Below are 14,932 nucleotides of genomic sequence, written 5' to 3'. Positions count from 1 at the left end.
ACCCTGCTCACGAGCACGAGTCGGCTGACCAGCAGGCGCCCACAGCGGCGCACACATGCTTGAAAGAACGCGCCCCGCCAACGCTGGCGGGTTGCGCCGCAACGAAACGAAGAATCGCATCACACTCGCAATACCATTCACCCTGCCCGCACCTCGAGTCTCTTGGCGACAAGCCGACGACGACGTGTACGCGGCAACCATCAGCGACGAGTTCGCTGGCTTCATCACGATCGCAGACACCGGACTGCACACCCTCCAGGGCCCCCAGGGACAGAGCATCGGCGACTACGGGACGCTCGACGAAGCCCAGGAAGCCCTCTCCGAGGCGCTCTTCCCCGTCGAGCACGACCAGACGGACGTCGCGGCGGCACGTCCCCGGCGCCGCCGGACCGGACGCCGCGCGCCCGCCAACGCCCGCACAGCCGGATAGCGGAACCAGCCAGATGGCCTGACCAGCTGCAGAGCGGGCACATCTGCACAGTGGGTGCATCCGGACAGCGGGCTCATCTGCACAGCGGTGCGTCCGGATGGCGGGCCCAGCCGCAAGCGGGCGCATCAGGATTTCAGGTGCGTCCGGCTAGCGGCCCAGCCGCAAAACCGGCGCACCCAGCTGGGCTGCCCCGTGCGGCTGCGTCATACCGAGCGCTCCAGTCCAGGGCTGCCCCGCTCAGCGTCGTGCCGGACGCGATCTCGGACACGTCTCCTCCTGCGCGACCTCGAGTCCCACTGTCAGCGAGCGGCCCTGAGCTAGCGGGCCTGTTCGTCCGATCCGGTCGGCACCGGGGCGGGCGGCGTCACTCCATCGGGTGCCGCCACCGCTGACGGCGCCGAGTTCGGCACCACGGGGTCGGGACGCCAGCCGTGTGCGTGGAAGTGCGTGCTCTCACCGGAGCCGCCTTCGTCTCGCCACCTCTCCTCGCCCTCGGGAACTCCCTCTTCGATGTTGGTGACTCCCATGATCTTCGCCGCCTCACTGCGCTCGGATCCTCGCGGGCGACTGACTGCCGCCCCACTCACCCCAGGGAAGCACTCGAGGCTCCGAACGGCGTGCACGCGAGACGTGGACTCGCCCCGGATCCGCGCAACCGGCCAGGTGCCACGACAGCACCGGCGGGCCCATCAGACGGGGCCGGTCAATCCGCCCGGCGAGTCAGTCAACACCGCTCGAAACCCCGCCACCCACCCGGGGACGCCACCATCTGGGCGTGCCGCCCCCTTATGGCCGCTCCTCGAGCACCTCGATCTCGGTGATCTTCGCGGACCACGGGCAGTACACGTCGCTGTGGGTTGCGTCGAACATCCGCTCACGGCGACAGCAAGCCCGATTGTCGCGGCGAACGCAAGACCGACGGATGCGGGGCGTGGGAACTCGAGCATCAGGGACCTCCGTTGGTGGGCACGTGCCACTCGAGCCAGCGCTCGAGCTCGGGGAGCGCCTCGTAGGCGATAGTTCCGTGGCTCGCTCCGGGCACGGTCACGGCGTGAACTTCGATCCCGATCGATTCCTCGTGGGCGACGAACGCAGCCGTGTCGGCCGGGAGCACAAGCTCGTCGGCGCTTCCCTGCGCGACGAAGAGAGGCGCATCGATTCCCTTGCTCCCGGCCGAGTTGTCGCGCAGGAGAGTTGCCCACGGCTCCGCCGTAGTGGGGTCGCTCAGCGTGAACTCGCCGACGAGCGGCTGCCCGATGTCGTGCAGCTCGGTGAGGCTGCTCATCAGGCACAGCGAGTTCATCTGCGGAGCCCTGTCGATCGCGGCCGGGGTGAGGATGCTCGACAGCTCCGCGCCCGGCACACTCGCGTACACCTCGGCGAACGCCGGGAACGCGTACGAGCCGATCGTGACCCCGGAGATGTCGTCCAGGTGCGACCCCATGAGCCTCGTGAGGTCAGCGGCGGGTGCCGCGACGGCCACCGCGGCGATCGTGAGCTCCGGCGCATAGCTCGGCGCCTCCTGCGCCGCGAAGAGCGCAGCCTGACCGCCCTGCGAGTGCCCCCAGAGCACGACGTCGTCGCCTGCCTGCACTGGGTCGATCTGTTGAGCGGCTCGCACCGAGTCGAGCATGCTGCGCGCTGCCGTCTCCCCCACGAGGTAGGAGTCCTGCCCCGCCTGCGCTCCGTCCGCAGTGGTGACCCCCATGCCGAGGTAGTCGGTAGCGACGACCGCGTAGCCCCGGTCGAGCATGAGGCGCATCCCCTCGATGCCGATGAACGGATCGAAGGCCCGAGACGGCGCACACGATGGATCCGTGCCGGTCGTCGGATGACCCCACGCGAGTACCGTCCGCCCGTCTGCGGGGGCTTCGCCGTCCGGGACGATGACGACCCCGGACACGAGCACCGGAGCCCCGTCGAGGTCGGTCGACGAGTACAGGATGCGCCACGCCTGCGAGCCGATCGGGGTCCCGAGCAGCTGCTCGCTGCGCACCAGCGTCCCTGGCTCTGAGGGGACGTCCCCGTCCGGCTGCACGTAGAACGCAGCGAGATTCCCCTGCTCGATGGTGTCGCCGCTCACCCGCAGCACCTCGGCACCGAGGAGAACCGCGGCGACCGCGAGCGCCCCCGTCACGACGAACGCGACGACTCGCCTCGGTGAGCGCGAGCGTGAGCGTGAGCGTGAGCGTGAGCGTGAGCGTGAGCGTGACGCTGCGCCGCCCAGGTCAGGAGACCTCAGCACCCATCGCCGCGGAGGCTCCTGCGGCGGGTTCGACGGCGTCTCTGCCACTGGCTGTCCTCTCCCGAACCTTCTTCCACGGCCCGCGAGCCGGAAGCATCCGGAGACGAGCGGCAACGCAGCCAGCGAAGGTATGTCGGCTGCGAGTTCAGTGTCGACCCGGCCCCGCACCCGGTCAAGTAGTCACTGCCAAACGCAACGGAGGTGCGTGAGCCCGCGAGCCGTCTGCACGGGCTCCCAGAGTGCGCGAACATAGAGCAATGACCGCAACCCTCGTCGCCAAGGACCTCGCGGGTGGCCACGACCACCGCACGCTCTTCTCGTCCCTCGACCTCGTCGTCGCCCCCGGCGACGTGGTCGGCGTCGTGGGCGCGAACGGCGCGGGCAAGTCGACGCTGCTGCGCCTCCTCGCCGGCATCGACGAGCCCATGGAGGGCAGCGTGTCGCTCGCGCCGGCCGATGCCTTCATCGGCTGGCTCCCCCAGGAGCACGAGCGCGTCGACGGAGAGACCGTGGCCCAGTACGTCGGCCGCCGCACCGGCACCACCGAGGCCACCGCGGAGATGGATGCGGCAGCCGAGGCCCTCGCCGAGGAGGCGAAGCCAGGCGCCCCGGACCCCGGCGACGTGTACGCCGTCGCCCTCGAGCGCTGGCTCGCGAGCGGAGCTGCCGACCTCGAAGAGCGCCTCCCGGTCGTCCTCGCAGAGCTCGGACTCGAGCTGAACGCCGACGCCCTCATGACCTCGCTCTCCGGCGGGCAGGCAGCGCGAGTCGGCCTCGCCGCCCTCCTGCTCTCCCGTTTCGACATCGTGCTTCTCGACGAGCCGACCAACGACCTCGACCTCGATGGGCTCGAACGGCTCGAGGCCTTCATCCAGGGCCTCCGCGGTGGCGTCGTCCTCGTGAGCCACGACCGCGAGTTCCTCGCCAGGAGCGTCACCCGCGTGCTGGAACTCGACCTCGCCCAGCACAGCAACCACGTGTACGGCGGCGGGTACGAGGCGTTCCTCGAGGAGCGGGCAACCGCGAAACGCCACGCGCGCGAGGAGTACGAGGAGTTCGCGGACAAGAAGGCGGACCTCGTCGGGCGAGCCAGGACGCAGCGCGAATGGTCGAGCCAGGGCGTGCGCAACGCCATGCGCAAAGCCCCGGACAACGACAAGATCCGGCGGAAAGCGGCCACGGAGTCGAGCGAGAAGCAGGCGCAGAAGGTGCGTCAGATGGAGAGCCGGATCGCGCGCCTCGACGAGGTCGAGGAGCCGCGCAAGGAGTGGCAGCTGCAGTTCACGATCGGCACGGCTCCACGTTCCAGCTCCGTGGTCTCGACGCTGTCCCGCGCCGAACTGCACCTCGGGACCTTCACGTTCGGGCCCGTCTCCGTGCAGGTCGACGCCGGTGACCGCATCGGCATCACCGGCCCGAACGGCGCAGGAAAGTCGACGCTCCTCCGCCTACTGCTCGGGCACATCCAGCCGGACTCGGGAACCGCGAGCCTCGGCTCCAGCGTCGCCCTCGGTGAGATCGACCAGGCACGGGCCGCCCTCACCGGGCCAGCGCCGCTCGCGGAGCAGTTCGAAGCCCAGGTGCCCGACTGGCCAACCGCCGAGGTGCGCACCCTGCTCGCCAAATTCGGCCTCAAGGCGGACCACGTGCGACGCCGCGCCGACGAGCTCTCCCCCGGCGAACGAACCCGGGCAGGGCTCGCGCTCCTCCAAGCCCGGGGCGTCAACCTGCTGGTGCTCGACGAGCCGACCAACCACCTCGACCTCGTCGCCATCGAGCAGCTCGAGCAGGCCCTCGAGAGCTACGAGGGCACCCTCCTCCTCGTCACGCACGACCGGCGGATGCTCGAGACCGTGCAGCTGAACCGCGCCTGGCACGTCGAGGGCGGTCAGCTCACGGAACGGTGACCGTCGCGGCCGCGCACCCGGGAGCCTCCGAACGCAGGAGCCTCCGACAGCAGAGCCTCCCGACGACAGAGCCTCCCGACGCGCACGGCTCGGACCTGGACGCCCGCACGGCTCCCGCCGCTGCGCACGTCCTAGGCTGTGCCGCATGGCCACCGTCATCCTCGTCCGACACGGACGCACCACTGCGAACGCGAGCGGGCTGCTCGCGGGACGCACCCCAGGAGTCCTCCTCGACGAGACCGGCCGCGCACAGGCCGCAGCGACCGGGGCTCGCCTCGCCGCGGTGCCCCTAGCACGGCTCGTCACGAGCCCCCTCGAGCGCTGCCTCGAGACAGCTGCAGCCATTCGCGCCCAGCAGCCGACCGCACCGTTCGCGGATGCGCACCTGGAGCCGGCCCTCGACCTCGTCGACGACGACCTCACCGAGTGCGGCTACGGGGCCTGGCAGAACCGGAAGCTCGCCGATCTCGCCAAGGAGGAGCTGTGGGCGAGCGTGCAGACGCAGCCCTCCGCCGTCACCTTCCCCGACGGGGAGTCGATGGCGACCATGCAGTCCCGGGCAGTCGCCGCCGTTCGCCGCCACGACGCGGAGGTCGAGCGCGAGTTCGGACCCGGCGCCGTGTGGGTCGCCGTGAGCCACGGCGACATCATCAAGTCGATCCTCGCCGACGCCCTCGGCATGCACCTCGACCTGTTCCAGCGCCTCGCAGTCGGCCCCGCCTCCACCTCGATCATCAGCTACGGCAAGGCGCGCCCGAGCGTCCCCATCATCAACTCCGATGCTGGCGACCTCGACTGGCTCGTCCCGGCCCAGACTTCCCCGGATGGCGCGTCCCACTCGGGCGACGCGACCGTCGGCGGCGGCGCGGGCAGAGCGTCCTGAGCATAGGCTTGAGACCATGACGACCCTCGTGCACGAATTCGACTGGCCGGACCGATTCATCGTCGGCACGCTCGGCAAGCCCGGCGAGCGCACCTTCTACCTGCAAGCCCGCGACGGCGCCCGCGTCATCAGCGTCATCCTCGAGAAGGAGCAGTCGGCCCTGCTCGCCGAGAAGGTCGACGAGATCCTCGACCAGCTGATGCTCGAGGACGGGAACCGCTACAGCGTGCCCAGCTCGACCCCCATCGAGCTCATCGACGAGGAACCGCTCGACACGCCCGTCGACGGGCGCTTCCGCGTGGGAACCATCGGCCTCGGCTGGGAGCCGGCGACCGCGCAGGTCATCCTCGAGGTGATCCCCGTGGTCGAAGTCGAACTCGAGATCGACGCGGATGCGGACACCGAGGCCCTCGAGGCCGAGCTCGCCCGCATGGCGGGCCTCGACGAGCTCGTCGAAGCCGTCGAGCCGGAAGAGCTGCTGCGCGTCCGCATCCCCGTCGGCTCGGCCCGAGCTTTCGCGAAGCGCACCCTCGAGATCGTGGGCGCCGGCCGATCGCTCTGCCCGCGCTGCGGCCTCCCCAAGGACCCCGAAGGCCACGACTGCCCGGCCGACGACGGCCTGTGACCGACCCAGCACCGAACACAGAACCGAACACTGACGTGGCGCACGATGACACACCCGACGACGGGACCTCGTCGGTCGAGACGCCGAACGGGCCGACCCTCGAGCTCACCGCGAGGCTGATGGGCGCCTCCAACGCCTCCTTCGTCGGGAACTACACGGTGCCCGGTGAGGAACCCGTCGAAGTCGTCTACAAGCCCTCACAGGGCGAACGCCCGCTGTGGGACTTCCCGAACAACGACCTCGCCAAGCGAGAGGTCGCCGCCTACCTCGTCTCCGAGTGCCTCGGCTGGAACATCGTGCCCCGCACCTGGCTCGGCGACGGCCAGTTCGGGCCAGGCATGCTGCAGCTGTGGCAGGACATCGACGAATCTCAGGATGCCGTCGACCTCGTCGACGCCTCCGAGGTGCCCGACACCGGATGGCGGACCGTGCTCACGGGCGAGGACGAGACCGGTCGCGAGGTCGTCCTCGTGCACGAGGACTCCCAGACCATGCGCCACATGGCGATCTTCGACGCCATCGTCAACAACGCCGACCGCAAGGGCGGACACGTCCTCGCCATGGCCGACGGCCACCGCTACGGCGTCGACCACGGCCTCTCCTTCCACGCCGAACCGAAACTGCGCACCGTGCTCTGGGGCTGGGTCGGCGAGGGGTTCACGGGCGAGGAGCTGGCAAGCGTCCGGAAGCTCCGGGCGGCACTCGACGACAACGGCGACTCCGGGCTCGGGGCGCGGTTGTCCGAGCTGCTGTCCGACGTCGAGCTCCACGAGCTCGCAGCGCGCGTCGACCGACTGGTTCAGGACGGTGAGTTCCCCGCCCCTGAAGGCGACATGCCCGCCGCCCCCTGGCCGCTCTTCTGATCGCACCCTGCAGCCGCTCCGACCGGCCCGGACGACCTGACCGACCCGGGCACTCCGGACGCTCCGGATGCTCCGGATGCTCCGGATGCTCCGGATGCTCCGGATGCTCCGAGGCGACTCCAAACCGTGGCACCTAGCCTGCTGCCAGCTCGGCTCGCACGCTGACGAAACTGCAGCTGCCCTCGAGTCGACAGAGGCAGAGGAGAGACGCCATGACCAGTCCGGAAGCCGTCGCCCAACCCGAATTCACCCTGCACCGCAGCGTCGGGGCTCCCCGCGAGCGGGTCTGGCGTGCGTGGACCGACCCAGACGAGCTCACCCTCTGGCATCACCCGGCCGGGGTCTCGACGCCGCGGGACTCCATCGCCGTCGACGTGCGCGAGGGCGGCACCTACCGGTACACGATGGTGAACGACGTGGATGGTGAGGAGTATCCGACGGCGGGCACCTACCTCCTCGTCTCGGAACCCGACCGGCTCGTCTTCACGTGGGGCTCCCCCGACGACGACCCCGCGGAGTCCCCTGTCGTGACCGTCGACGTCACCGCGAGCGGCGACGAGACCGAGGTCGCGCTGCAAGTGCGAGGCATCGCGGGCGAGCCGGGTGATGACAACGTCTACGACGGCTGGACCCAGGCTCTCGAGAACCTCGCCAGGCACGTCGCTCGCTGACAGGTCAAGCGCTGCAGCGCGCGAGGGAGATCTTCCGCGTGCCGACCAGGCGCCCGCATGGGACGCCTGGTCGGCCCTGCGAGACGCGCAACGGCTGGCAGCCCATGATCTCTGCCAGCCCATGATCTGCCAGCCCGTCATCCGCCAGCCGTGGTGCATCAGCCTCGGTGCATCAGCCGCACGGGTTCAGCCGTCGCGCGTCAGCCTCGGGGCTTCAGGACGATCTTGATGCACCCATCCGTCTTCTTCTGGAACACCTCGTACATGCGGGGCGCGTCCTCGAGCGGCATGCGGTGCGTGACGAGGTCCTCGGTGCCGAGCGGATCGCTGCGGTCCTCGACGAGCGGAAGCAGCTCGGGGATCCACCGCTGCACGTTGCACTGGCCCATGCGCAGCGTCAGCTGCTTGTCGAACATCGTCATGAGCGGCATCGGGTCGGCCGTTCCCGCGTACACGCCGCTGAGCGAGACCGTCCCGCCGCGGCGCACCGCGTCGATGGCCAGCATGACGGCGGAGAGTCGGTCGACGCCGACCGTCTCGATGACCTTCTTGGCGAGCGCATCCGGGAGCAGCCCGGCGCCCTTCTGCGCGATCTCTGCGATCCCGCTGCCGTCACCGGCACCGTGCGCCTCGAGCCCGACCGCATCCACCACCGAGTCCGGTCCTCGCCCCTCGGTCGCGGCGCGGAGGGCCTCAGCGGTCTGCGAGTCGTAGTCGAAGACCTCGACCCCGTAGCGCTCCGCGAGCGCGCGACGCTCGGGCACCGGGTCGACCCCCAGCACCCGGTAGCCGAGGTGCTTCCCGATGCGTGCCGCGAACTGGCCAACCGGTCCGAGCCCGAGGACCGCGAGGGTTCCGCCCGCCGGGACGTTCGCGTACTGGACGCCCTGCCAGGCCGTGGGGAGGATGTCGCTGAGGAACAGGTACCGTTCGTCGGACAGCTCGTGGCCGACCTTGATGGCGTTGTTGTCGGCGAGGCGCACGCGCAGGTACTCCGCCTGCCCGCCTGGCACCGATCCGTAGAGCTCCGTGTAGCCGTACAGCTCGGCACCGGTGCCCTGATCGGTGTTCTGCGTCACCTCGCACTGGGTGGAGAGGCCGGAATGACAGGCGACGCAGTCGCCGCAGGCGATCACGAACGGCACGACCACCCGGTCGCCGACGCTGAGCTTCGTCACCCCGTCGCCGACCTCCTCGACGATGCCCATCGTCTCGTGGCCGAGGATGTCGCCCTTCGCGAGGAACGGTCCGAAGACGCTGTACAGGTGCAGGTCGGAGCCGCAGATCGCGGCCGAGGTGACGCGGATGATCGCGTCCCCCGTCTCTTGGATCAGGGGCTTCGGGACCGTCTCGACGGTGACCTTGCCGGTCGACTGCCAGGTGAGTGCGCGCATGAGGATTCCTCTCTTCGCGGGAGAACGGGCGCCTGCCTCGAGCGGGCGCCCGGAGATCCCTGGGGTTCGCCCCGAGGCTACGGACCGGCGCCTCTGCGCCGCGCGGGGTTGACTTCCCAGCCGCATCTGCGGCTCGCCGGGAGCTCGCCGAGGCGGTAGCGTCGTGCACGTGAGTCGATCGGGAGCACCCTGGAGCGTCGTGCACGCGGAGCGCGAGGCGCTCATCGCGGACCTCGAGCGGCTCGACGACACCGCATGGGCGACCCCCTCCCTCTGCACGGGGTGGACGGTGCACGACGTGCTCGCGCACCTGGTAAACGACGCGAAGACCACGCCGTTCAGCTTCGTCGCGCAGCTCGCGTCGGCGCGCTTCGACTTCGACGCCCTCAACCAGCGCGGAATGGAAGCCGAGCGGCAGGAGCATCCGCGCGACACGCTCGAGCGCTTCCGAGCCGCCGCCGGACGCACTTCGAGCGCACCGACGCCCGCGGCAACGCGCTACGTGGAAGCGTTCGTGCACGGCGAGGACATCCGCAGGCCCCTCGGCATCACCCACACGTACCCGCGCGCCGCGGTGCTCGAGGCGATCGCCCACCAGCGCAAGACGCCCGTCGCCATGGGCGGCGGCCGGGAGCTCGCCGCCGACCGCGCCCTCGTCGCGATCGACGCGGGTGCCTCACCAGACCGATCTCTGACGCTCGGCCACGGGCCGGCCGTCCGGGGAACAGCCATCGACCTGCTCATGTGGCTGAGCGGTCGCGATGTCGCACCGGAGGCGATCTCATGAACCAGCGGGAACCATCCACCGACAGCACAGCGTCCAGCTCCGAGCACCACGACAGGTCCGAGCGCCACGACTCCGCAGGTCACCTCACGAGCACCCACCTCGCGAGCGCCCTCGTGCTCGGTGAAGCCCTCATCGACCTCCTGCCGGGAGATGCCGGCTCCCCGGAGGGGCGCGCCCTGCCGGGCGGCTCCCCCATGAACGTCGCCGTGGGACTCGCGCGTCTCGGCCATCCCTCCCAGCTCGCCGCGCGCCTCGCCGACGACCAGCTCGGGCGCCTCGTGCTCACGCACCTCAAGGAGTCCGGCGTCGCGCTCGTCGAAGGAGCACTCGACGGCGAGCGCACCTCAACGGCGAAGGCCACCCTCGACGCGCAGGGCAGCGCCAGCTACGAGTTCGACCTCGACTTCTCGCTGCCGACGCCGCACCTCGATGGCGTCGACGTGCTCCACACCGGGTCGATCGGCGCGGTCGTCGACCCTGGCGGCGCCGTCGTCCGTGCGTCCTTCGCCGAGGCCAGGGCACGCGGCGGCATCCTCACGAGCTACGACCCCAACGTGCGCGCGGCGATCATGGGCGACCGCGATTCGGTGCGCGAGCGCGTCGAAGCCCTCGCCTCGCTCAGCCACGTCGTGAAGCTGAGCGACGAAGACGCCGAGTGGCTCTACCCGGGCGTCTCCCCCTCCGAGGTGCTGCGGCGCTTCACGACGCTCGGAGCGCGCCTCGCCGTCATGACCCGCGGCAGCGAGGGCGCACTCGCGCGCACGTCACGGCGTGAGCTCACCGCAGAGGCTCCGCCGGTCCGCGTCGTCGACACCGTCGGCGCCGGCGACGCCTTCATGTCCGGACTCCTGCACGCCGTCTCCGCCGCGAGCACCCGCCACGCGCTCGTCGAAGGCCTCGATGAAGATGCGTGGGCGGATGCGGCCCTCGCGACCGCGGCACGCAGCGCGGCCGTCACCGTGGCGCGTGCGGGCGCCAACCCACCCTGGCCGCGGGAGCTCGCCGGCGAGGAGCCAGCGCCCCGACTCGACTAGGGCGCCCCGGGTCTGTGCCTCGGGGGGGGTGGAGTCTGGTGCTCGGGCTCTGGCGCTCGGCGACAAGCGCGGGGTAACAGGCGCGCGGCAGCGGGCGCAGGCGCAGAGACACCGACCGACGGGCACCGAGCACTCCGTTGTCGTCACGACAGGACAAAACCGAGTTCGGGCCTAGACTTTTCTGATGCTCGAGCTGCTCCCCCAACTCCCCACGTTCGCCTGGGTGCTGCTCGCCGTCGCCGCGTTCGCCGTCGGCGTCTCGAAGACCGCACTGCCGGGGGTCACGACGCTCTCCGTCGCGACCTTCGCCGCGGTCCTCCCCGCCAAGCAGTCGACCGGGGCGCTGCTCGTGCTCCTCATCGTCGGCGACATGTTCGCCCTGTGGACGTACCGACGCCACGCCGACTGGCCGACCCTCGTCAAGCTGATCCCGGCCGTCGCCGTCGGCCTCCTCGCCGGCGCCGCGTTCCTCGCCTTCGCCGACGACAGCTGGGTTCGCCGTGTCATCGGCATCATCCTGCTCATCCTCGTCACGATCACCGTGTGGCGCCGCTACCGCACCCCGGAGACGCCGAGCGATCGGGCGGCGAAGGTCGCTCGCGCTGGCTACGGCTCGCTCGGCGGGTTCACGACCATGGTCGCCAACGCCGGCGGCCCGGTCATGGCGATGTACTTCCTCGCCGCGAAGTTCCCCGTGAAGGCCTTCCTGGGGACGGCCGCCTGGTTCTTCGCGATCGTCAACATCGCCAAGCTGCCGTTCTCGGTCGGCCTCGGGCTCATCACTCCGGGCACCCTCGTGCTCGACCTGCTCCTCGTGCCGCTCCTCATCGGCGGGGCCTTCCTCGGGCGCTGGCTCGCACCCCGCCTGAGCCAGAAGGTCTTCGACCGCATCGTGCTCGTACTCACGGTCGCCGGCGCCGTCTACCTGCTCGTCTGAGGTCCGAGAACGCTCCTCGGCTGAGCCCTGCGCTCGGTTGAGATCGCCACTCGCCTGGGGCGGGTGCTCGCAGGGGATCGCTGCCTGCCCGAGATCGCTCCTCGCCTCCGGCCGCCAGCCCGCACCTGCTAGGGCGAGCGCCGGAAGAGCGCCTTCAGGCGTGACACGTGGCGGTCGGTGAACTCGTTCGAGAGCTTCATGGTCTCGGCGGTCAGGTTGCCGCCCGACATGATCGACCGGAGCGTCGCCTCGGCGCGTTCCTGCTGGGTGAGCGCTGGCGGCTCAGTCTCGTCGGCGAGTTCGGATGGGACCTGGTCAGCATCAGCCATGACGGCAAGGCTACACAGCAGCCCGACGCCACCGCCGTGAGCGCGAGCGCTGGCTGACCTGACCGGCGGCCAGCAGCCAGCAGAGCAGTTAGGCAGCCCCTGCGGCCTCGCCATCGCAGGCTCCGCCGAACTCCCGCAGCCAGCGGATGCCCACCTCGCGCGTGCGACTGACGCCCTTGTACTCGGCCATGTCCTCCGGGAGCTCCTCGAGCACATCCGCCGTCCGCACCGCCCACTCCGGCACCGTCGCGAGCGCCGCGAACGGCAGCAGGTAGCTGCGGATCAGGAACATGATGGCGTTCGACTCTGGCAGGCGGATGAGGTGCTGCACCTCGGTTCGAAGGTGGAGTCGCGTGCCGACGTCCGCGAGCGGCCCGTCGACGAGCGAGGTCCTGTCCGGCCCCCACTCGGGGTACGTCTCCGTCGACGTGTCCAGCTTCCCATCCACGGTCAGGGTCCAGTTCGTGCGCCGGTAGCTCTGTCCAGGCTCGAGCCGCATGAGAAACGCCTGGGCCCGAGGGATGACCCCCTCGTCGTGCACGCGAGGCACCGGCCCGTGGATCTCGAGGAACGACATACCTACGTCGAAGCCGAACGACCAGTCCGCGGCGAACGTCACGAGCCCGGCGTCGGCCCAGAGCTCGTCGTCGCGCTGGTCGAGCAGCACGACGTCCTCCTGCATCTGCTGGCCGATGAACCCGAGGGGCCCCTCCGGCATCGAGGAGGACTCACCGACCGCGAAGCAGCGGTCGATGCCGAGGAGTCCGTTGTGCCAGTGCCAGCCCCCGCCCTCACGCGTGAGGCTCATGTGCTCGGGGTAGGCCTCGGAGAGCCGCTCCATGAGCACGAACATCGCATCCCACGCGGCGGGCACCATGTGCGGCAGGCACTGCAGCCGCGAGGGGTCGGCGCTGAGGATGCGGGCCCGCTCAGCGAGCTCGCCGCGGTAGGCATGGTCGATGTCGACCGGATGCTCGCCCCAGGAGCCGACCGGCGTCGCGCGGGGCACCGAGGCGGGCTCCACGTTCGTGCTGTACCGGTAGGTCTCCTTGGGGAACGGGAAGGGGAATCCGGCGACGGCGACCGAATGGTCGACCTCGCGGGCGGCGAATGCGGTCACAGTTCAAGCTCCAGGATCTCGCCTCTCGGGCGGGAGACGCACGGCATGAGGCAGTCGCCGCGGCCCTTCTCCTCTTCGGTGAGGAAGCTGTCGCGGTGCTCGATGCCGGCCATCTCCGCGCCGCGCGCCGGTCGGACGCCGACGCGACACTCACCGCAGACGCCCTGCCTGCAGAGGTTCGGCACCGGAACGTTCTCGGCGAGCAGGGCGTCGAGGAGCGTCGTGCCCGACTCGACGCGGATCGTCCGACCGAGGCCCAGGAGCCGCGCGTCGAACGCCTCGCCTGGCTCGAGCTCTGGAGCCGTGAAGGCCTCAGCGTGGATGCGCGCCGCGGGCCACCCGGCGGCGAGCGCCGCCCTGCGGACGGCGTCGATCATGGCCACCGGCCCGCACACGTAGAGGTGGGCACCGAGGGGCTGGTCGAGGAGCGCCTGGTCGAGGTGCTCGCTCAACGCGGTCCTGCTGCCGCACACGGTGAGACGCCCGCCGCTGAGGCGCTCGAGCTCCTCACGGTGCGCACCCCCGCCGTCGCCGAACGCGTAGACCACTTCGAACGAGCGACCCCACTCGGCCGCCGCCCTCGCATGGGACAGGATCGGCGTGACGCCGATGCCGCCGGCGACGAGCAGGTGATGCCGGGCGGACAGCACGGGCGGGAACGCACTCGAGGGCACGCTGACCGTGACGGGGTCGCCGATCCTGCGATCGTGCATCCACCGCGACCCGCCTCGCCCTCGGTCGTCGAGCCGCACAGAGACGGAGTAGTGGTCGGGGCGGCGACCGGGGCCGGTCAGCGAGTAGGAGTTGCGCGACCCGTCGCCGAGCTGCACCGCGATGCTGCTCCCCGGCGCGAACGACGGCAGCACGCGGCCCTCCGGATCCCGCAGCTCGATGGCGCGGACGCCGACGCAGAGCTCGCTGACACCGGCGACGACCATGTCGAGGACGGCGCCGCTCACGCGAGGGCCAGTTCTGAGCGCTCACGACTGACGGGGCGCCGACCCGCCGAGGAGTGCTCGGCAGGGTCCTGATCGGCAGGTTCCTGCTCGGCGGGCTCCTGCTCGGCACGGCCCTGCTCTGCGGCGGCGAAGTACCCCAGGTAGGAGCCCTGGCGACGCGAGTAGTGGTAGTACACGGTGAGTGCGATGCCGCATCCCCCGCAGGACACCAGCTCGGATGGCTTGGATGGCTCGGACGGCTGCGCCGGATCCGCCGGACCGTTCGCGCGCGCCGCCGTCGTGCGCGTCTTCGCGTGACAGTGACCGCAGTAGACCGTGACCTGCGCGTCGCTCTGCCCGGGAGTCGCCAGCACGAACTCGATCTCCTCGTCGAGCACACCCGCCTCGTGCAGGATCGCCCGCAACGCACCGAGAGCGGCCTCGTCGCCGCCGACGCGGAATCGCCACCCGGTCCGGGCCCGCGCGAGCGCGGCGTCGATCCGTGCTCGGGATGCGGGCGAGGCCACATCCCCGAGCTCGACGACGATGCCGGCGCCGGTACAAGCCCCATCCGCCGTGTCGACGAGGAACGTGATGCAGCGGGCGCGAGCGTCCTCACCCAGGTCGGGGTGCGCGTCCCGGCTGCTCCCCGAGGCCAGCAGCCGCCGCCAGCGAGACGAGCTCGTCGCGGCCAGGCTCACCCCCGGGGCGACCTCGGTCTCGACCGCTGCAGCGCCTGCCACCGGTTCCACGGCTGTCGCCTCCATCA

General features: G+C 70.7%; 16 protein-coding genes. 9 read left to right on the top strand and 7 right to left on the bottom strand.

Going from position 1 to position 14,932, the window contains the following annotated elements:
* The first annotated feature begins 184 nt into the window (after positions 1–184).
* On the top strand, positions 185–430 hold the full coding sequence (locus C5E06_RS07520; protein ID WP_104306486.1) for a hypothetical protein: 246 nt from the start codon (positions 185–187) through the stop codon (positions 428–430).
* Between the two features lie 317 nt (positions 431–747).
* Here the strand turns inward: C5E06_RS07520 and C5E06_RS07515 are convergent, their stop codons facing one another.
* Both C5E06_RS07515 and C5E06_RS07510 read right to left on the bottom strand, forming a co-directional pair.
* A complete protein-coding gene (locus C5E06_RS07515) occupies positions 748–957 on the bottom strand; it encodes a hypothetical protein (protein WP_104306485.1) in 210 nt (69 codons plus the stop codon).
* 419 nt (positions 958–1,376) lie between these two features.
* Positions 1,377–2,567: an alpha/beta fold hydrolase gene (locus C5E06_RS07510; RefSeq protein ID WP_104306484.1), complete on the bottom strand. Its 1,191-nt coding sequence runs from the start codon at positions 2,565–2,567 to the stop codon at positions 1,377–1,379.
* Positions 2,568–2,932: 365 nt separating this feature from the next.
* On the opposite strand from C5E06_RS07510, the gene C5E06_RS07505 reads away from it, so the two are divergent.
* From C5E06_RS07505 to C5E06_RS07485, 5 genes are all read left to right on the top strand, one after another.
* Positions 2,933–4,582 (top strand): ABC-F family ATP-binding cassette domain-containing protein, encoded by a 1,650-nt coding sequence (locus C5E06_RS07505; RefSeq protein WP_104306483.1) that lies wholly within the window; start codon positions 2,933–2,935, stop codon positions 4,580–4,582.
* A gap of 145 nt (positions 4,583–4,727) precedes the next feature.
* Positions 4,728–5,465, top strand: a complete 738-nt coding sequence (locus C5E06_RS07500) for an MSMEG_4193 family putative phosphomutase (RefSeq protein ID WP_104306482.1) — start codon at positions 4,728–4,730, stop codon at positions 5,463–5,465.
* Positions 5,466–5,481: 16 nt separating this feature from the next.
* Positions 5,482–6,090 (top strand): DUF3090 domain-containing protein, encoded by a 609-nt coding sequence (locus C5E06_RS07495; RefSeq protein ID WP_104241000.1) that lies wholly within the window; start codon positions 5,482–5,484, stop codon positions 6,088–6,090.
* 119 nt (positions 6,091–6,209) lie between these two features.
* A complete protein-coding gene (locus C5E06_RS07490) occupies positions 6,210–6,953 on the top strand; it encodes an SCO1664 family protein (protein ID WP_104307239.1) in 744 nt (247 codons plus the stop codon).
* Positions 6,954–7,165: 212 nt separating this feature from the next.
* Complete coding sequence (locus tag C5E06_RS07485; RefSeq protein WP_104306481.1) at positions 7,166–7,624, top strand: SRPBCC domain-containing protein; 459 nt, start codon at positions 7,166–7,168, stop codon at positions 7,622–7,624.
* A 200-nt stretch (positions 7,625–7,824) separates the two neighbouring features.
* Here the strand turns inward: C5E06_RS07485 and C5E06_RS07480 are convergent, their stop codons facing one another.
* Positions 7,825–9,018, bottom strand: a complete 1,194-nt coding sequence (locus tag C5E06_RS07480) for a zinc-dependent alcohol dehydrogenase (RefSeq protein WP_104306480.1) — start codon at positions 9,016–9,018, stop codon at positions 7,825–7,827.
* A 169-nt stretch (positions 9,019–9,187) separates the two neighbouring features.
* Between C5E06_RS07480 and C5E06_RS07475 the strand changes: the two genes are divergently transcribed.
* The 3 genes from C5E06_RS07475 (at position 9,188) to C5E06_RS07465 (ending at position 11,776) form a co-directional block, all read left to right on the top strand.
* Entirely contained in the window at positions 9,188–9,805 is a 618-nt protein-coding gene (locus C5E06_RS07475; protein WP_104307238.1) for a maleylpyruvate isomerase family mycothiol-dependent enzyme, read from the top strand.
* Positions 9,802–10,839, top strand: coding sequence for a carbohydrate kinase (locus C5E06_RS07470; RefSeq protein ID WP_104306479.1), 1,038 nt, complete (start codon positions 9,802–9,804; stop codon positions 10,837–10,839). The genes C5E06_RS07475 and C5E06_RS07470 overlap by 4 nt, the downstream gene beginning before the upstream one ends.
* Positions 10,840–11,023: 184 nt before the next feature.
* Positions 11,024–11,776 (top strand): sulfite exporter TauE/SafE family protein, encoded by a 753-nt coding sequence (locus C5E06_RS07465; protein ID WP_104240995.1) that lies wholly within the window; start codon positions 11,024–11,026, stop codon positions 11,774–11,776.
* A 128-nt stretch (positions 11,777–11,904) separates the two neighbouring features.
* Here C5E06_RS07465 and C5E06_RS07460 read toward each other — a convergent pair whose 3' ends face one another.
* From C5E06_RS07460 to C5E06_RS07445, 4 genes are all read right to left on the bottom strand, one after another.
* Entirely contained in the window at positions 11,905–12,105 is a 201-nt protein-coding gene (locus tag C5E06_RS07460) for a hypothetical protein (protein ID WP_104240994.1), read from the bottom strand.
* Positions 12,106–12,193: 88 nt separating this feature from the next.
* On the bottom strand, positions 12,194–13,225 hold the full coding sequence (locus C5E06_RS07455) for a DUF3445 domain-containing protein (RefSeq protein WP_104306478.1): 1,032 nt from the start codon (positions 13,223–13,225) through the stop codon (positions 12,194–12,196).
* Positions 13,222–14,184, bottom strand: coding sequence for a PDR/VanB family oxidoreductase (locus C5E06_RS07450; protein WP_219819538.1), 963 nt, complete (start codon positions 14,182–14,184; stop codon positions 13,222–13,224). Before C5E06_RS07450 ends, C5E06_RS07455 begins: the two co-directional genes overlap by 4 nt.
* Positions 14,181–14,915: a hypothetical protein gene (locus C5E06_RS07445; RefSeq protein WP_104306477.1), complete on the bottom strand. Its 735-nt coding sequence runs from the start codon at positions 14,913–14,915 to the stop codon at positions 14,181–14,183. The genes C5E06_RS07450 and C5E06_RS07445 overlap by 4 nt, the downstream gene beginning before the upstream one ends.
* Positions 14,916–14,932: the final 17 nt, after the last annotated feature.

This window comes from Pseudoclavibacter sp. RFBI5 (assembly GCF_002931395.1).
Classification (GTDB): Bacteria; Actinomycetota; Actinomycetes; order Actinomycetales; family Microbacteriaceae; genus Pseudoclavibacter.
The sequence above is the reverse complement of the archived record's forward strand: the minus strand, read 5'-3'. Positions and strand labels throughout refer to the sequence as shown.